The sequence below is a fragment of the Vibrio sp. 10N.286.52.F8 genome (assembly GCF_041468745.1).
GTDB lineage: Bacteria > Pseudomonadota > Gammaproteobacteria > Enterobacterales > Vibrionaceae > Vibrio > Vibrio crassostreae_C.
Window position 1 is genome coordinate 57,830 of the sequence record NZ_JBFRJF010000032.1, and the last position, 19,215, is coordinate 77,044.

The 19,215-nt window shown below is 44.4% G+C and carries 16 protein-coding genes; all 16 read right to left on the minus strand.

Annotated elements, in window-relative coordinates:
* Nucleotides 1–15 precede the first annotated feature (15 nt).
* The 16 genes from AB4133_RS15665 to AB4133_RS15740 all read right to left on the minus strand — a co-directional run bounded on the left by AB4133_RS15665 (nucleotide 16) and on the right by AB4133_RS15740 (nucleotide 19,203).
* Complete coding sequence (locus AB4133_RS15665) at nucleotides 16–828, minus strand: carbon-nitrogen hydrolase family protein (protein ID WP_017061365.1); 813 nt, start codon at nucleotides 826–828, stop codon at nucleotides 16–18.
* 94 nt (nucleotides 829–922) lie between these two features.
* Nucleotides 923–4,798: a YhdP family protein gene (locus AB4133_RS15670; RefSeq protein ID WP_372225000.1), complete on the minus strand. Its 3,876-nt coding sequence runs from the start codon at nucleotides 4,796–4,798 to the stop codon at nucleotides 923–925.
* Between the two features lie 10 nt (nucleotides 4,799–4,808).
* Nucleotides 4,809–6,278 (minus strand): ribonuclease G, encoded by a 1,470-nt coding sequence (gene rng, locus AB4133_RS15675; RefSeq protein WP_017061363.1) that lies wholly within the window; start codon nucleotides 6,276–6,278, stop codon nucleotides 4,809–4,811.
* Nucleotides 6,279–6,298: 20 nt separating this feature from the next.
* Nucleotides 6,299–6,922, minus strand: coding sequence for a nucleoside triphosphate pyrophosphatase (locus AB4133_RS15680; RefSeq protein ID WP_372082783.1), 624 nt, complete (start codon nucleotides 6,920–6,922; stop codon nucleotides 6,299–6,301).
* 7 nt (nucleotides 6,923–6,929) lie between these two features.
* On the minus strand, nucleotides 6,930–7,418 hold the full coding sequence (gene mreD, locus AB4133_RS15685; RefSeq protein WP_017061361.1) for a rod shape-determining protein MreD: 489 nt from the start codon (nucleotides 7,416–7,418) through the stop codon (nucleotides 6,930–6,932).
* On the minus strand, nucleotides 7,408–8,295 hold the full coding sequence (mreC, locus tag AB4133_RS15690) for a rod shape-determining protein MreC (RefSeq protein ID WP_004735927.1): 888 nt from the start codon (nucleotides 8,293–8,295) through the stop codon (nucleotides 7,408–7,410). The genes mreD and mreC overlap by 11 nt, the downstream gene beginning before the upstream one ends.
* Nucleotides 8,296–8,389: 94 nt before the next feature.
* On the minus strand, nucleotides 8,390–9,433 hold the full coding sequence (locus tag AB4133_RS15695) for a rod shape-determining protein (RefSeq protein ID WP_017062957.1): 1,044 nt from the start codon (nucleotides 9,431–9,433) through the stop codon (nucleotides 8,390–8,392).
* Between the two features lie 150 nt (nucleotides 9,434–9,583).
* Nucleotides 9,584–13,984 carry a DUF6701 domain-containing protein gene (locus tag AB4133_RS15700; protein WP_372225002.1) on the minus strand — a complete coding sequence of 1,467 codons (4,401 nt, stop codon included), beginning with the start codon at nucleotides 13,982–13,984 and terminating at the stop codon, nucleotides 9,584–9,586.
* Nucleotides 13,981–14,418: an MSHA biogenesis protein MshP gene (locus AB4133_RS15705; protein ID WP_372225004.1), complete on the minus strand. Its 438-nt coding sequence runs from the start codon at nucleotides 14,416–14,418 to the stop codon at nucleotides 13,981–13,983. The genes AB4133_RS15700 and AB4133_RS15705 overlap by 4 nt, the downstream gene beginning before the upstream one ends.
* A complete protein-coding gene (locus AB4133_RS15710; RefSeq protein WP_171732387.1) occupies nucleotides 14,408–15,148 on the minus strand; it encodes a prepilin-type N-terminal cleavage/methylation domain-containing protein in 741 nt (246 codons plus the stop codon). The genes AB4133_RS15705 and AB4133_RS15710 overlap by 11 nt, the downstream gene beginning before the upstream one ends.
* The gene (locus tag AB4133_RS15715) at nucleotides 15,148–15,729 is read right to left on the minus strand and encodes a prepilin-type N-terminal cleavage/methylation domain-containing protein (protein ID WP_017071541.1); all 582 of its coding nucleotides are present in this window, start codon (nucleotides 15,727–15,729) and stop codon (nucleotides 15,148–15,150) included. Before AB4133_RS15715 ends, AB4133_RS15710 begins: the two co-directional genes overlap by 1 nt.
* Nucleotides 15,726–16,217 (minus strand): prepilin-type N-terminal cleavage/methylation domain-containing protein, encoded by a 492-nt coding sequence (locus AB4133_RS15720; protein WP_372123332.1) that lies wholly within the window; start codon nucleotides 16,215–16,217, stop codon nucleotides 15,726–15,728. The genes AB4133_RS15715 and AB4133_RS15720 overlap by 4 nt, the downstream gene beginning before the upstream one ends.
* A gap of 151 nt (nucleotides 16,218–16,368) precedes the next feature.
* The gene (locus AB4133_RS15725) at nucleotides 16,369–16,830 is read right to left on the minus strand and encodes a type II secretion system protein (RefSeq protein WP_372225007.1); all 462 of its coding nucleotides are present in this window, start codon (nucleotides 16,828–16,830) and stop codon (nucleotides 16,369–16,371) included.
* Between the two features lie 35 nt (nucleotides 16,831–16,865).
* Nucleotides 16,866–17,441, minus strand: coding sequence for a prepilin-type N-terminal cleavage/methylation domain-containing protein (locus tag AB4133_RS15730; protein ID WP_372137834.1), 576 nt, complete (start codon nucleotides 17,439–17,441; stop codon nucleotides 16,866–16,868).
* A gap of 79 nt (nucleotides 17,442–17,520) precedes the next feature.
* A complete protein-coding gene (locus tag AB4133_RS15735; RefSeq protein WP_372137836.1) occupies nucleotides 17,521–17,976 on the minus strand; it encodes an MSHA biogenesis protein MshF in 456 nt (151 codons plus the stop codon).
* A 3-nt stretch (nucleotides 17,977–17,979) separates the two neighbouring features.
* Nucleotides 17,980–19,203: a type II secretion system F family protein gene (locus AB4133_RS15740; protein WP_372225009.1), complete on the minus strand. Its 1,224-nt coding sequence runs from the start codon at nucleotides 19,201–19,203 to the stop codon at nucleotides 17,980–17,982.
* Between the last annotated feature and the right edge of the window lie 12 nt (nucleotides 19,204–19,215).

Sequence of the window (19,215 nt, forward strand, 5' to 3'; positions counted from 1 at the left end):
GGCTCTTGTTTGTAATTAAAATTGATTGGTAAATCGAGAGTGTTGCGCGATGGGCATATTTTGCCTAATGGACTCGCAACTGGATGTGTCTATCTCAACCACCATACTTTTAGGATCTTGGTCTAACTGTGCGACCACTCGTCCCCATGGATCAACCACCATTGAGTGTCCCCATGTTTCTCTTTGGCAAGGGTGTTTTCCGCCTTGACCTACCGCGACAATCCACGACTGTGTTTCAACCGCGCGGCATCTTAATAGTACTTCCCAGTGCGCTTGACCCGTTACCGCTGTAAAAGCCGCAGGCACCACAATGATTTGTGCCCCTTGCTTACGTAACTCTGAATACAAGTGTGGAAAGCGCACATCATAACAAATACTCAAACCTAAGCGACCAAAAGGCGTTTCCGCTGTCACAACTTGGTTGCCCGGAGTGAAAATATCCGACTCTCGATAGCACTTATGGGCGTCAGCGACATCCACATCAAACATGTGTAGCTTGTCGTAATGAGCAACGAGGCAACCAAAATCATCAATCACCAAGGTGGTGGTCGTCACTCCGTTAGTTGTGCTTATCGGCATACTGCCAATGACGATCCAAATTCTGTGAAGCTTTGCTAGCTCAGAGATTTTCTTTTGCAGTGGGCCATCATTAAAAGGCTCAGCACACTGGTGATAGTCGGCTTTACTGCCAAAAACTAACGCGTTTTCAGGGCAAACAACCCACTTAGCCCCCAACTCTTTGCACTTTGCAACTTCTTGAGCAAGGTACTCAAAGTTCAATTCAGGGCTGGGGCCAGATGTCATTTGAATCAACCCAACACAATCCATGTGTATCGCTCCTCCATTCATTATGATTCAGAAATCAGCATTTCACCGTATATTCGCTGACTCGGGCATAAGGTCTTTTCGGCTAATTTAAGGCCTATTCGGCTAATTTTCTCAGCTTCTCTGGCAGTTGAAACTCGCCAGAGCTACGAGAAAGTTCGCTCACCGTTGGTGAATCCAATGGTCCTTTCACCGAATAATTTACTTGGGTAAAGACTTCCACAACTGGCGAGATAACCGTGGTCACCGCCAATACGTACAGCGCCGTTTGAGGGGTTACCGCAAAGGCCGTTAATACGGGAATACCCGAGGTAATATCTGGGGTAAAGTTCACCTCAGCATCAACCTGACGCGTGTTGAGGTTAGCGATACCTTTGATTTTCATCTCACCTGCGACCGCATCCATGTTCAGATCATTGGTCAGGAAGATACCATTTTGAATCTCGCCCGTTCCGGTGATGCTGTTGAAGGCCATACCTTTATCAAACACATCTGAGAAATCGAGCTGCATCTTACGGATGATCGAATCTAGGCTAAACAGGCCAAGTAATCGAGCTGCGCCGCTCACATCCGAGATAATGCCTTTACCAAACTTGGTTTTAACGTTGCCATCAAGGGTATCCATTTTGATTCCCCAAGGCGAACCATCCCAATTTAGTTGACCTTCCAACGCGAATGGCGCTTTTTGAATCCCGGAAGTAATACCAAAGCGCTCCATGAGCTCGCTGTTGTTTTCACCTTCAACATCAACGGTTAACGATGAATGACTCTTGTCACCTTGCAGTTCCCACCAGCCACTCACATCCGCTTTGTTACCGCCGCTTCGCACCTGGATTTTGTTCCACTCGATACGATCTTCGTTCCTCGTCATTTCAACATCGACCTTACCCACCTTGTAGCCTTGCAGCCAAAAGTCGTTCAGCGTCAGGGTCAGGTTTGGCATCGCATCGTGGATCTCTCTATCCAATTTGGATATCAATGGCGCAGCTTGTTCTTTACGTTGCAGCAGTTGCTGATCTTGGTTGTTCTTATCACTCCACTCAGGAACAAACAGATGCAGACGATCCAGTGAAACTGTCAAATCATAAGGAGGCAGGTAGTTAATATCCCCTTCTAGCTCTTGGCTAGACACTTCCATTTGCCACGCCTGTTTGTTCTTACTAGCACTAAAATCGACGTCATTCCAAGAGATACCACCCAAGATCAGCTCTTTACTCTCAAAGGTAATACGGCTTGGCGCAGGTATGGTTGGCGTGTTCATTTGACTAAGTACAGCCGTTGAAGGCTTTACCGGTTCCATTACAACCGATAACCAATCATCGGCATTGAATTTGTCTGTACGAATCAGGGCGTGATGGCCCACCACCGGGCTAATTTTGTAGCCACCGCGACCAAGCACTAAGTTGGTCGCCGTTAACTCAGGCACGTCGCCTGTGATATCAATCTCAGCTTGGTACTTGGTGTTTGGCAATTGCAGGCGCGCGGTAATCGTCTCTTGGTTACCCGATGCCTGTAGCCTTGCAGAGCCACTTTCTAGTGATTTTTTCGCCAATGGATATGGGTAATCACTCGCCAAGTATTTTAGGTCTGACTGTAAGTCTAGTTGGTAGGTAAAGCCGATATCATTCAGCTGGATATCAATCTGGCTTTGCCATTGCGCATGACCTGATAAGCGGCTTAACCATTGCTCACCGATGTAAGGTTCTAGAGGCTTGACGTCCCAATCACCTAACACATCAATATCAACTGCATAGCCAGGACCATCATTAAGGCCCTTAAAATCAAGCGAGATACCTTGGTTAAGCAGATCCGCAGCGAGGCCATTTGCCGTCACTACGTCATTATCAAATTCAATTCGACCCGTGGTGTTCTCGAGCACCATTGGCGGCGCTTCAATCTCAACATGGTTGCCACTTAAGTCGGCGTAACCCCATGCTCTTGCTTCTTTTTCAGAATCAAACGGAATATTCAGCTGGAACTCAGAAGAGACATCACCACTCACTTGAAGTGCGGTTAAGGCTGCGCCTACCGAGCCCACCAGTGGCGAAGACGTCATGTAATCGCGTACTGCGTTGCCAGACGCCGTCGCTTTAGCTTCAATTTCAATATGGCCGCCTTCCCCTAAATAAGGAATGCGTCCTGTGATTCGATCTGCCGTCACATCCATCAGTTGAGCTGAGCGAGAATCCAGATGCATCGCATCATTTTCAAACAACAGATCAAGCTGAAGATCAGTAATCAGTGGCCACGCGGTATCAAAGCTGAATTTCGCATCTTCTAAGCCAACCCAAACCTGGAAAATACCATCGTGGTTAGTGTATGGATATTGAGACAAATCACCATGCCACAACAGTTTTACGGTATCCGCTTTACCGGCTTGAATCGCAGTTGAAAGGTAGTCTGTTAGATCTTGCCCAAGAGCCAGTGTAGGTAAGTAGCGCCATGTTTCACCGACATTGTAAGCGTCCGCTTCGCCGTAGAAGGATAAAAACGGGCTCGCATCTTTTGGGAAGTCTAAGCGGAATGCGCCTAGTACTTGTAAATCGGGGGTGGCAGCTGTGATTTTGTCTGACCACAGCTTCCAGCCGTTTTCATCTTGCTGCCAAACAATATCAACCTGACCCTGTTTGATATTCAAAGGAGCTTGGAATACGTCACCATAAGGGAACACATCGTCAATAACATGCAGGCTAGCTTTCGCTTCCGAGGCCGAACCAAACACACTACCAGACACTTGGCTAAAGCCTGGGACTAGTTCCCACTGCTCGATAGCAAGATCAGAAAAACTGGCTGAATAACGTAAACTGTCAATTCCCGAACCCATGGAAACACGGATATCAGAAACAGAGCCGCCCGGCGCCAATACGTTAATCATTTTGGTTGATTGTTCAGAGTCAGGCAGCAGCTTAATCAACGGAGTAATAGTCGCAATATCCAGCTCAGAAATGTTGAGTTGCCATGGACCTTGATTCCACTTGAACGCTACGTCGAGTTCCGGCCAAGGTGTGTCATCCGTTCTAAGGTTTAGTGAGTGACCATTTACTTGCCAACCATCATCAGTCGGCGACAACTTAAAGACACCGGACTCAAGCATGAGGTCATGCTCGCCACCTTCGTTCCACGCCAGTTCTGAGGGTAAAACCTCAACATAAGCGCTCACTGGCTTGCTATTTCGCAGCGTAAGCCAGCTATTCAAGCTCACAGTACCCGTTTCAATGCCGGATTCCGCCTGCATATAATGCGTAAGCCATGGCTTAACAGAAATGCTGTCGGCACTGACATAAAACTCACCAGTCACATCAGTCAGTGACCCACCATCAATAAAGTTAGCACTCACTGACAGAGAGTTTAGATTGGCATCTTTGATACTCACCACACCTTCAGCAAGGTGATGTTTGTCTGAATTTTGCCATTTTAAGGTTTCTATATCGAGCTGACGTTCTTCACCCGAAACAGAGTGATAAAGAATAGAAGAATCTTTTGCAGTTACATCGACGAGTGTTTTTAGCAGTAAATTATCGAGCTCTTGTATCACTCGCTTGGAAGACTCGGGATCTGTAGGTTCGTCTTTGCCATTTTGTCCGGCAAACAGATCAATTGAGCGGATATCAAGATACATTTGATTCATGACTAGATCGGCCACAACCGGGCGCATCTGCACGAGCGATTGAATCAAGTCAAACTCGACTTCAACACGCTCAACAGAGAAGGTCACATCTTCTGCATTGGGGAGGCTAGCTTTAACGCCTTGCAGAGCAATAGAGGGGTGAGTGTTACGCCAAAAACCGCCCACATCTTGAATCGAAAAATCAAAACCGGAGTGTTGGTTTACCCAAAGCTCAATTTCAGATTGATACTTGTTTAAATTGGGCAAGGCTACACGCAGTGTAGTAACGGCAATGGCTAGCGTTACTAAGAGAGTAACCACTAACCATAAACATGCACGTAGAATCAGAGTAACGCTTGAGCTCACAAAATTTCCATTACATCATAACAACATCAAACTGCTCTTGTATGTACAGAGGCTCAGCCTGGATTTTAACTTGCTTACCAATAAAGACTTCAAGCTCCGCAAGCGCATGAGATTCATCGCCCTCTAACGCCTCAGCTACGGCAGCTGCCGCATAGACCACAAATTTATCGGCGTCGTACGCACGATTCACTCGCGTGATCTCTCGAAGAATTTCATAACAAACGGTTTCAACTGTCTTCACACTGCCGCGGCCTTCACAAGCAGGACAGCTCGAACATAGGATATGCTCAATACTTTCACGAGTACGTTTACGAGTCATCTCAACCAACCCAAGCTGCGTGAAGCCATTAATATTGGTTTTCACACGGTCTTTGTCGAGCGCAGCCTCTAAAGAAGTTAGTACTCGCTTACGATGTTCCTCAGACAACATATCAATAAAGTCGATAATGATGATGCCACCTAAGTTACGTAGACGCAGCTGACGAGCAATCGCTTGAGTCGCTTCTACATTGGTGTTGAAAATCGTCTCTTCTAGATTACGACGACCAACAAACGCGCCAGTGTTGATATCAACCGTGGTCATCGCTTCAGTTTGGTCGATAATCAGATATCCACCAGACTTTAATTCGACTTTACGATCCAATGAACGCTGAATTTCGTTCTCGGTATCGTACATATCAAAGATAGGCTTATCACCTTCATACAGCTCAAGCTTGTCTGTCAGCTCAGGCACGTATTCAGAGGTAAACTCTTTTAGGTTTTCATATTCTAGACGAGAATCGACCTGAATCTTGCTCAGCTCAGTACCGACGAAGTCACGTAAGATACGTTGGCTTAAGCAAAGCTCACCATACAAACGAGTACGCGCCTTGTGCTTACCACGACGCTCTAATACTTTTAGCCATAATCGCTTCAAGAATGCGGCATCTTGTGCCAACTCATTTGAATCTGCACCTTCTGCTGCTGTGCGGATGATGAAGCCACCGTGTTCGTCACAGTAACGAGACACGACTTTTTTAAGACGGTTACGTTCAGACTCGCTGTCGATACGTTGAGATACACCAACATGACTTGCGCCCGGCATAAATACCAGATAACGAGACGGTAGAGTGATATCAGTGGTTAAGCGAGCACCTTTAGTACCAAGAGGGTCTTTGACCACTTGCACCACAATGTCTTGCCCTTGACGGACAAGCTCTGAAATATCACGAACCTGAAATTGTTTCTTTTCGTTTTCAGCGACACATTCAGTGTGTGGGACAATATCAGAGGCGTGTAAAAAAGCTGCTTTCTCAAGGCCTATATCCACAAAAGCCGCCTGCATTCCCGGAAGAACACGGCTTACACGTCCTTTATAGATATTTCCTACGATACCGCGTCGAGCATCTCGTTCGACATGGATCTCTTGAAGAGCCCCCCCTTCAATCATGGCCACACGAGTTTCACTCGGGGTCACGTTCAGCAACAATTCAGCACTCATGGTGCACCTCAGGTTAGTAATTATAAGAATTCTTGCAGTAGCTGGTCCGTTTCAAATAAAGGTAAGCCGACAACGGCGTAATAACTACCTTCAATTCGGGTAACAAAGCGTCCGCCCAAACCTTGGATCCCATAGCTACCGGCTTTATCGCATGGCTCCCCTGTTTGCCAGTATTGTTCTATTTCTTTTTCACTGAGGGGTTTAAACCATACGTCGGTAATAATGATTTCTGTTCTTTGTTTTTCTTCTGAAACCACAGAAACCGCCGTCATCACTTGGTGACGTTCATTCGCTAACTGAGTAAGCATACGCTTAGAGTCAGCAAAATCGCAGGGCTTCTCAAGTACTTGCCCTTGACTAACAACGACGGTATCAGAACCAAGAACGACTATATCAGAGCCATTATCTACAGTATCAGAACTAGGAACGACATGCTGCCTTTCAGAAGGGTTATCTTTCAATAAAGACAACGCAGCTAAAGCTTTATCTAAAGATAGTCGCTTAACATATTCTTCGGCGGTTTCTTGAGCGTGTTTACACTCTTCAACATCGGTTACGAGGACAGAAAACTCATAACCGAGTTGAGATAGCAATTCTTTGCGGCGTGGAGAGCCGGATGCCAAAACTAAATGTTTCTTTTCCATCGTCACGCTACCTCACATGCCAATGGCGACGCACGCGTCTCATTAATAAAAACATCCAAGGCCAAAGTATACAGTTTATCAATGCGCTCCATAACGATAACGGATTGAAAACAACATCTTGGATCAAATATTCACCAAAGAAGATCAACACCTCAAACAAGACCGTTAACGCGGCAATTATCATCGCTTGCTGCCATAACGCCATGTTACGAATGACGAGGAAGTTCATCGCAATAATGTACATCACTATTGCCATCATCATGCCTCGAATACCCAGAGTAGAGCCGATCAAAAGGTCCCACAATAAGCCTAAAATCAAAGCACTACCCACGTTAACACGATGCGGTAGAGCCAAAACCCAGTAACACGTAACCAGCAGTAACCAAGATGGTCTAAATAAATCTAAGCTACCAGGCCAAGGGATCGTCTGCAGAATCAGTGCTATTAAAAATGAGCAGAAAATTACTACCTTGCTTCTCAAAACGCTATTGGCCATCTTCGCCCTCTAACAATGCTTGTTCTATGCTCGATTGATCCGCTTGCATCTGTTTGTTTTCATCAGGCCATACAAGCAGCAGGTATCTGAGCTTATCGAACTCAACCACAGGCTCTGCTTTAATCACAGCGAACTCACGTTTCGGGTCGTAATCAACGGCCGTAACATAGGCGACTGGATAACCTTCTGGATATACCCCACCAAGACCTGATGTCACCAACAGATCTTCTTCTTGTATATCGGTACTGGTTGGAATGTGCTCTAGCTGGATCTCATCAATCATGCCATTGCCCGAAGCAATCACACGGATGTCATTACGAATAACCTGAACAGGAATCGCATTGTTTGCATCAGTGAGTAGTAATACACGACTATTATGAGCAGCAACGAAAGTGACTTGGCCGACAATGCCTTTTTCGTTGATCACCGGCTGACCTTCATACACCCCATCAATCTGACCTTTGTCGATCACGACTTGATGGCGATATGGTGAAGTGTCTACCGCCATAACTTCTGTGACGACTTTCTTCTCATCACGGATAAACGGCGAGCCTAACAGCTTACGAAGGCGCTTGTTTTCTTCTTGATATTGCTCAAGCAGAATCAGCTCGCTCTTCAGACGCAAGACTTCTCGTTTAATATTATGGTTAGATTCAATTAACCCTTTGCGAGTGCTAAAACGGTCGTAAACACCATCGAACATAGTGCGAGGCAAGTTGGCTGCATATTGAATAGGCGCAACCATGCTGTTTAATAGATAGCGAACATTTGAGAAAGCATCTAAACGACTATCAGCCAGCATAAGGCTGGCTGATAAAATTACAGCAAAAAACAGGCGCAATTGTAGAGAGGGACCTCTACCAAAAATTGGCTTCATTCTATATTTGGTCCTAGAGCTACATTTGATCCTATAGACAAGGTCCTAGGCTCTTTACATAAAACTAGATAAGAAAAGAGCCTAACACTAGATATTATTCTTCGCTGAACAGATCGCCGCCGTGCATGTCGATCATCTCTAGAGCTTTACCGCCACCTAGAGCAACACACGTTAATGGCTCTTCTGCAACAACAACAGGGATACCTGTTTCTTCTGTTAACAGGCGATCAAGGTCTTTAAGCAGTGCACCACCACCTGTTAGTACCATACCGTTTTCTGAGATATCAGAAGCCAGCTCTGGTGGACACTGTTCAAGTGCAACCATGACTGCAGATACGATGCCAGATAGAGGTTCTTGAAGTGCTTCAAGGATTTCGTTTGAGTTTAGGCTAAAGCTACGAGGCACACCTTCAGCAAGGTTACGACCACGAACTTCGATCTCTTCGACTTCATCGCCAGGGTAAGCTGAACCGATTTCGTGTTTGATCTTCTCTGCTGTCGCTTCACCGATCAAGCTGCCGTAGTTACGACGAACGTAGTTGATGATCGCTTCATCAAAACGGTCACCACCAATGCGAACAGAAGACGAGTAAACCACACCGTTCAGTGAGATAACCGCAACTTCAGTAGTACCACCACCGATATCAACAACCATTGAACCTGTTGGCTCAGAGACACGTAGGCCAGCACCAATCGCAGCAGCCATAGGCTCATCGATTAGGTAAACCTCACGAGCACCAGCACCTAACGCTGATTCACGGATAGCACGACGCTCAACCTGTGTTGAACCACAAGGTACACAAACCAAAACACGAGGACTTGGTTTAAGCACACTGTTGTCATGCACTTGTTTAATGAAGTGCTGAAGCATTTTTTCCGTTACGTAGAAATCAGCAATTACGCCATCTTTCATTGGACGGATCGCTGAAATGTTACCAGGCGTACGACCAAGCATTTGCTTAGCAGCGTGGCCAACAGCAGCGACACTCTTTGCAGAACCCGCACGATCTTGGCGAATAGCTACAACTGAAGGCTCATCAAGAACAATGCCTTGGCCTTTTACATAAATAAGGGTATTGGCTGTACCTAAATCAATCGATAGGTCGTTTGAAAACATGCCACGAAGTTTTTTAAACATATTCTTCGCTCATCCTGCAAGAATTAGAAGACAAAAATTGCACTAAATGTACCAATGCCTTGCTGTTACGGCAAGGCATTGAAGTACAAACATGGACTGAAACCCGCAATTTCTTACAGATTCCTAACTTAAGGGGCAAAAATTATATTATTACTGACCTGTTAAGCCACTTTCACCTCGGTAGATCACACGATCGTTACCACGGTAGATACCAAATGTGACGACGGTGGAGGGATCTTCATCACCCAGTTGGCGCCAGTTGTAACGTAGCCATGGTTGATCTTGATCACTGCCACTACATGAGATGTTATTTCCGCCATCGCTATCAGGCTCAGAGTCATCCATTCTTAACCACAGACGAACTTGCTCACGTGGCGCGTCTGTTCCTGCTGGCGTATTTTGATTTGCTGTGACCTCTTCTTCTCCATCATCCACATTTCCACTACCGTTAAGTGAAACTAAAGTGGTTGCCGCCTCTTCACTGTGCCAAATAACTTGTTTGCAAGTATTAGCCCCATTGAAGGTACTGCGGTCATCATCCTCGTTAACAATAAACTCGCTGCCATCCCAGAACTCAGCGCGCAATGGAATAGTTAGAGTAGTATCAGAATTACCACCAATATCATCGAGCGCCATTCGACCATATCGGGCAGGAGGTTGAACTGGGAATGCAGCTGAATCGGTAACAGGGTCTGAATCCGTAAATGACACAGGATCAACTCCTGTCACTGTTAAACCAAAATTAGTGGCTATTGAGCTAGCATCACTGGTATTGAAAGGACCATCTCTGCGGCTAACGTCATCTGAATCCGTAACTCTTTGCAGCTCAGCTGCATTGTCATTCAGTAACCAATGTTTACGATCAACAGACCAAGACCCAGCGTCCGTATCTAGCAAGAAATCATTATCTATACTGGTGTCATCCAGAATACCAAAACTAGCTTGCAGGTCTGAACTGAAGAACCTGTAGTTATTGAGCGCATTATCCGTATCGCTCTCACCTGATGCCATTGGATACACTTGGTGAACTGTAGAATCATAAGGTTGACTTAGGTACGCAATATTATTTTGATTTGTAACATTCCACTCAGGGTCACCTTGCATGAAGTATTTGGGGTAAAAACGGCCGATAGTTTTAGACCCAGTGACACCTGAATCACCATTTGGAGGGGCAATGGTGCTATAAAAGTTACCCGTTTCAATTGCAACCAATTCAAAACTTCCTACCTCTGAGTAGGTTAACCCATCAAGTTGGTACCCACCATTTGACTGATCACTAATTGAAATACTCGGAGATATCGTGTCGGGCATCAAATAGCCAAGTACACCCTCACTTGGTGTGTCTAAATAATGGGAAACACTGATCGAAGCTTGAGACACAAAATAATTCGAAGGAACACCTACATTATTTGAACATACGGAATTTACATTAGCTCCGGTAATCATGGGTTTCACGTCCACATCAAAGCTCTCCCCCGCTGCAACAAAGCCACTACTACTGGATTCTGTACTCGTTCCACTTGAATCGCTATCAGTACATACAGCAAACTCATAAGGTTTAGATTTGACAACAAAGCTACCAACCAACCCCGAACTTGCGGAATCAGGCTGTTCATAAATAGGACACCCTTCAATTTCAGAACAATCAAAGCTAGGATCATTGATAACTACATTAACTTGCCCAACATTGCTCCAATTTACTTCAGTTGTAGCACCACCATTATCAAAATTTAGATCTGTAACTGAGAAGTCATCAAGTGATCCATCTTCAGGGGTAGGCATTTCAAGAAAGTAATCTTTAGAAGCATCAAATGATAAGTTTTTAGTATAGCCATTTACTGGGCTAACAACGCCTTGATCACAAGCTTGAGCCGTCACCTCTACCACTAACTCTTGAGAGTCTTGAGCTGCATTCATATGTATTTGGCTTGGGCTTGTATCAAACTTATAGGGCACATAAAAAACTTGTGTCGATGTTGCGGGCTCTGAATCGTAGACTCCCCCAACACTGAAACTACCAACCGTATCAGAGTCTAAATACAAGGTTCGAATGCCACCATCAAACGTATAATCCGGAGTTTCACACGCATTGTTAGCTTCACCCGTACACCATCGCGTTCCCGTTGGGGTTACCGTCGCTTCAAACTGCTCATTAGAGTCGACCAATTCGCCATTCTCTTCTAGGCGAAACTCAACCGGAATTCGCTCACAGGTTAGGCTATATAATTGTTGAGGTTCTACAACCAATAATCCTTGCTGTACTGGGGGTTCACAAGAATAATCAGGTTTGATTATCGTTACACCATTATCAAGCACGGCGACTCTCGCTGTCACGGCACCATGAATAGCTGTCTGATTTAAATCTACAGTATCTGCGAGAATAAATCCTTTGAAAGTAGAGTTCCCAACGTCAAATATGACCTCACCTTTAGGAGCGTATATAATGGGATAAGCGAAGTCAGATTGTATATCAACTGCCAAGTTAAACTTCATACGTGTTATCACATTTATTTGAGAGTTGCCCTCAAAGGCATATACCAAATCTCCTGCATCATGCTCATAATTATCAAAGGTCACCGTGGAATTATCAGGAAAAACCAGTTCTACACCCGCCCCTCCACTAACTTTAACATCTGAGATATAACTGTCTTCATCTAAGACGACTCGAACTAGATTATAATCATTCCCCTGCTTGTTGATAACGAGCTTAGACAAGTTACTCTCAATGAAAACATCTATTGTTTCACCGTTAATTTGGTAAGAACATATATCTGAGTCCGCTCCGCAGCTCTGCAAAATATCCGAAGCCTTGCCCGTAATGGTTAAACTTTCTGATGGATTTTTTTCTGCAATAGAGGTTACGTAACTGCCTTTAATCTTTCTTAATTCAAGTTGGCTATCATTATTACCAACATCACATTGATGTTCATCACACACTGGAAAATTATAAATATGATAAAACTCACTCGCATCATCAAAACCCAATAATAAAAAGTCATCTTTAGTTGTCCATTTATCATTAAAGAGCTCATAGCCTTCAGAGACCTTTTTTAAAGATTGATTAATATAGTTATTAGACCAGCCGCTAAATTTTGTTTGCTGGCTGGTAACCGTCAATGAGCTATTCACACCAGTCCAACTCTGAATGGGCTCGGGAAACAAGTTACACACGTTGGCAACAGGAACCACCTCAGGTAACTCAAACGCAAAGTAACCCACTTCTTCCGGAATATGCGTGCGGTCTCTAAAGTCCTCATCTACAACAAAGCTAACTTGGTTCGTGTTAATGTTACATCGACGTAGCCAGCCTCCGTGTCCACCAGCCCTCTCTTGTTTATTAGCTATGATCCCGTCAATATTCGTTAGAGAGGTGGTAGCATACTTATCCTCACAGCCATCCAACATTGGGTCATTACCGCTTTGACTTGGCGTATCATACCCTCTTGCAAATTGAACCTTAAAACCATCAACATCAAGGTTAGTATTGGTGGCTAACGTCGCTAAAAACGCGATCTTCTCATCGTCATAATCATCGTTACTGCGGTGAGAAGCACTTAGCTCCAAAAACAAATCAATGTATGACGTTTCATCGGTTCGCCTAACCTTGCCAGAGGTCATCCATTTATCATTGTTATTTCGAGTTTGAATTTGATGCAATACCACCGGATTAGAAGAAAAGCCAGCTCCGCCAAAATCGCTATAAAGGACTCTATCATTACTATTTGAGCCTGATTTAGCACTGGCTGCATCGGTGTTCAAATAACCCGCTATGACTTCATGGCCATTAAAATCGGCCACACCGGGCTCAATCGCAAGGTAACTGACTTCTGTTATCGGTTGGCTATCTAAATCTGAACCACCGCCATTCTTTGGCGCCTTAATCTGCTTGATGGTCGCTTCGGTTTTGCTTACCTCGGTAACCATTAACGTTGCAGGAGCATCCGCGTCAGGGGCACTTGAATCAATGGTTGGCATCACAAACACCAGTGGCGTGTTGGTATAAGACTGAGTCAGTGGGATCTTACATTCTCCACCAGAGCACTGAACGATACCAAATTCATACTGAGCATCGTTTGAATAAACCGGCGGTGGCTCGATATCCGAGCTGTCACATTCTAGTTCAGTACTGTCCCCACTATTAATATCGACGCTTTGCGGGTGAATACCTTTAAAGTCTGCGGGGTAATTGCCTAAAAAAGTAAAACCCTGCCCATCGTCAACGTAGTAGTCTGCGGTTCCGGCATCATTTCCCGCTCCCGGCTGATAAATCAGTTGAACACTATAGTCTCCCCCACCAACCATGTAACGAGGATCGCGAATAAAGGGCGTATCTCCCACCGTAGGCTCATTAATATCATTGGTCCAGATGGTGTATTCCGGGCGGTTATTTCCGGGCTCTTGCTCTGCAAACACAGATTCAACAAGCTGGGCGGAATTGATATTAAATGATATTTTAAATTCACCGCTCGGATCTACGTTACAAGTCGACGCTGTCGCGATCAAAGGGAATAGGCAGAAACAGGCAACTAAAATATATCTACATGCTTTCATCGTATTGACTCCTTCACCCACACTTCTTGATTACGTTGCACTTGGTTAAGACCTGAACCACAAATGGCTGTTGATTCAATTTTGAAAAAGCCAACACCATCTAAAGTACCAATTTGACGGCAGGTTAATTGGTCAACAGTACAGATGGTCGACATACCACTACTCACTTGATTTGAGTTCAAGTTACTACACACGGTGCTCACACTGGTTGAGACCGCAGGCGAAACCGTTAATGGATAAACTTGAGTAAGTGCCCACTCATTTGCAGAATGCGCTAAAAGCCAAGCCTGAGTTCCCAGTTGTTTACGTGTCAATGTATCGTGATTTGACCACTGAACTTGCACTAAAGAAGTCGCGAGGAAGCCCATCACCACAATAACAAATACTGCGACGACCAAAACACTGCCTTTTTGAGATGATTTACTATGGCGCATTAAGTACCTGCACATCTTGTTGGTAAACACTTACTTCGTTGTTTTGCTCAAGTACAAGATCGATGTGAATCACGCCACCTTTTTGTAAACTTGGCTCTTCGTAACGAAAATTACTGTCGGCATAATTGATGCTATCCGCAACGGTCACTCCATTGCGCTGAATTAGACCTTGATTCTGAATAGTATCGTTTACTAAACAGTAACTCACAGAGGCACTTTCATCGTAGATATAGTGGCGCTGAGCGATTGAGTGGCTACTAATACTTATAGAAGGAGCCGTAAATACATTACCGGTTGAAACCAAGCCCGAAACTGGAATTCGCTTAGTTGAACCAGCCACCAACTCAGAGTACGCGGTTGGGTTGATAATAAGGAAATCATCTGCATCGAGTATTGGGGAGTCTTGGCCGATAATAAAATTCAGTTCATCTGTCGCTTCATCAAGGTGATAAAAGCCTGAGTACTTAATAGCGTAAAAGGTAAGACATTTTTGAGCAAAAACCGAAGCCGGAGTAATACTCGAATCAAAACTATTAGGGACCGCATGACTGATTTCTCGCGACATTTTCTCAACAACAAACTGCCCTTTTACTTGCACCTTTTGTCTATCGATAGTGTCGACATAACCTTTCATGCCGTATTCAACAAAGCCTGCGATCGCTAAACCAATCACACCTACGACGACAATCGTTACAATCATCTCAATTAAGGTAAAACCACGTTGCTTCATCAGTAGTTCCCCTTATAAGCAACGACGTTATAACGATTATTACCACCGAAGATCTGTATCTCAACACGCTTCATCGGGCCAATTGTGTTGTCATCAATTCCGTCCATGTTGCCATCGTAAAACACAGATACTTCCACCCGAAAATTGGCATAGCTATCATCTATCTGTTCATCAAGTATATTGGCTAATTCATTCGTAGTACTCGACAGGCAGGCGGATTCAGTCGCAGCCGTATACCAGCAACCAATATAGTCGTCCACGTCATTAAACGTTGCTGGCTTACCTTCTTGTTCACCATCATCAATATCAACCCCAAGCTTGTCGGGATCAGTGCAACCACTATATTCAAAATCACCACAACGCATTACCCCTCCGTCAAAGTCACTATTATGGTCAAAGCCACGTGCCAATATTTGATTCATTAAGCTCTGCCCTAAAGCTACTGAGCGGTTTTGATATTGAGGGTCAGCGGAGCCCGCCACTTGAGGAGCTAAAAAACTAGTAATCGTGACCATAGCAACGCCCAGTACGATAATCACCACAATACTTTCAATAAGAGTGAAGCCACGGGAGCGCATCATAAACATGCTCCCTCACGCACGTAACCTTGAGAATTAATACAAACTTGGGCGCTATTATTTGAAGAAGTAGAGTTAATAGTAATATTCACTCCAGCACTTACTGAAGGGTTCCCCAATAAATCAAAGTCGATAACAGTATTCGCTGGAGAAAACGTTATGTCTGATATACGTACATAATCACTACGCGCATCGGCTTGTGACTTTTGAGCGCTGTTCGATAGATTTAAACTGCAAGCGGTGACAGAACCTAGACAGTTACTATTTATAGCAAGGCGAAAACTGTCATTAGCCGCTGAAACGTTCGATTGCATTCGATTGACTTGGATTTGGCGAATTACGGAAATGGTTTGCTCTTGCGCAGTAAAAGTAGAAAAGCTAGATGTACCGACGAAGCGACTTGCGGCAAAGGTGGAAACAATACCGAGGATAATGATAACGATGATCAGCTCTACCAGAGTAAAGCCTTTGGGTGGGGGGCTGTTATCCATAATAAGTCTCTAACTGCCTAGCGAATACTGATTATACAAGATAACGAAACTAACGATCTTATGTATATGAATAGTTTTGATATTTATGTGCATTGGATAGAAAAAAGGCCAGCAGGAGCTGGCCTAACAAAATTACAAGTGTCTGGAAACTTTACTGACAAGTGCCATTTGCGCCAGAAACAACACGAGCTGTTGCTTGAGCGCTAGATGTAGCAGCCGTGTAACGTACACAGAAGTCAGAATAACCAGCAAAACCATAAGCAACTGTTTCACCTTCGCCGGCTGCACCAGGATCAACGATATCAAAACCATCCATATCTGTCGCATTGCCGATACCAGCAGAAGACGCTTCTGGGTAACCTAGTACTGTATTTATTGTTACATTGTTTTCTGTAATTGAAGCTGCAGCACTAGTCTCTAAGCCAGCAATAGCAGCTTTACCAAATACAATTCCTGAAGCACCGTTCATAGCACCAGCTAAACCTTGAAGTGCAGACTCTTTCGCATCATCTTGCAGATTTAAGAAACGTGGTGCCGCAGTTACAGCAAGAATACCCAGAATAACAATTACAACCACTAGTTCGATTAGGGTGAAACCGCCTTGTCTTTTCATAGTTAAGCTCTCTCTATGTTTAATTTTACGCAGACTTACTGCAAAGTTACGGTCACACGACCAGTTTTAATTTCGTAAACAAATTGGTGCTCGGTATTACCTTCTAACTGAATGTAAGTACACGTTGCATCACCTGAATTCGCTTGCGCTGAATATTTGTAATTTGAGTCGCTAGCAACATCTGAAACCGCACCGACTTTAGGGGGATTTTGCAGTAAGTTTTCCATCAACTCAGAACAGGTTTCATCTGAAATATCTTGTGGTGCAGTGCTCGAATCGTTGTTCAGAGTCCATGGGTAGCCATCTCTAAAATCGGTATCGACATTGTTACTGTTCTTTGATCTTGTTAACCAAAAATCAACACCATCATAATTTACAGTATTGTATGTTTCAACACCAATCTTCTCAGATGGTCTTGCTTCGGCTTCCCACTGTGCTCTTGCTGATAATACTGCGGTTGCAAAACCACCAGCGACACCTTCAATACTTGATTTCTTGGCTGCATCCGTCACATCTAAGAAACGAGGTAAAGCAGCAACCGCCAATAAACCAACGACAACAATCACTATAACCAACTCGACTAGGGAGAAACCCTTTTGATTTTTAAGCATTTTCTACCTACTCATCTAATTGCTAACGCGCATTATACATTCGCGCTCGTATAAAACCATAAAAAAACTGTCAATATTTTCACAAAGCCAAAATATTGGCTTTTACACTAAACCTTTCTCTTTCAAGTAATATATCTACCTGATATTTATCAGTATAATGATAACTACAGTGAAAGTGTCTGTTGTCACTTTTATCTTCAACTCTTGGAGAGCTTAGCCCTAAAATGCTCCCTTGAGGATATAATTGATCCAGCCAATAATTACAGTCTCGCTCCGTACCTTGGATAGGCATTACCCACCCAGTTCTGCTGTAGATCTTTGGGAGTTCCGAGCCTTCTTCTTGCCCAGCACCCGATAACAAATACTGCTGTTTGAACAAATTGGCTTGTTCAAGAATCCGCTTGCTCGCGACGATAAATGCTGTGTTAGTCGCTTCCTCTTCTACCGTTTTGAATGCAGAAAGCACACCGACAATAAGAAAAAGAATAACCACAGTCCAAATAACAAAACGTGAGCGTTGTAGGTTATTTAGCATTCCCTAACCTTTGATTGCATCCAACATTCCCCACATCGGCAAGAAAATACCCAGAGCTAAAATCAACACCATGCCTGCAACGATGGTTAACAAAATGGGTTCAATTCTGGCGGTTAAGGTTTTCAGATCGTAATCGACTTCGCGGTCATAAAAATCAGCCACTTCAAGTAATAGCTCATCAATACGACCCGTCTCTTCACCGACGGAGATCATTTGTATCACGAGCGGTGTGAAAATTTCGCTGTTAATCGCGGTCGACGAAACCGTACTACCGGCTTCAATGGCCGATTTCATGGCTTGAACTCGCAACTCTAGAAAACGGTTATCTAAAGCTTCCGCCGAAAGCGCTAGCGACTGGTTCAGTGGAACACCCGCTTTAAGCATCAAAGCAAAAGTACGCGAGAAGCGTGACAACAGTGCTCGATTCACTACCCCGCCAATGACCGGCATTTTTAAGCGTAATCGATCCCACTTTTCCAAGCCTTTGTCTGTCTTCACCCAAGCTTTAAAAGCGAAGATAAGACCAAAGATCACTCCAAGCATTAAGCCCCAGTAATTCACAAAGAACTCAGACATACCAATCAAGATACGAGTAGGCAGCGGCAAGTCGACACCAAAGCGCGCAAACATGCTTGAGAACTGTGGAATAACCTTGATGTTAAGAATGAACATTGCAATCAAGATAAAACTGATCACGAATGTTGGGTAACGCATCGCAGTCTTAATTCGTTTGCTAGTCTCAACTTCTTGTTCGTAATATCCAGCTAATTGCAGTAAAGCCTGATCTAGACGGCCTGTGTTTTCACCAACGCCAATCATCGAGACAAACAACGGACTGAATACCTTTGGGTGCATCTGCATTGACGCCGCTAAGCCGCGACCATTGGTTAGCTCAGCAACCACCTCTTCCAAGGCGGCTTTCAGCTGCTTATTTTCGCAGTTTTGAGTGAGGCCTTTCATCGATCTTAATAGTGGTACACCCGCTTTGGTTAGGCTGTATAACTGTCGACAAAACAGAACCAACACCTCTAACGGTACACTCGGAAAGAACAGACTCGATACATCCATATCTAAGACTGAACCACCACTTTTGCCCAGTTTGATAGAGGTTGGAATGATCCCTTTACTCATCAAGCTTTCAGCAGCAAGATCTTCGTTATTCGCGTCTAATTGCCCACTTACTTGACTACCATCAGAGCTGCGACCTACATAACGATACGTTGGCATATCATTCTACCC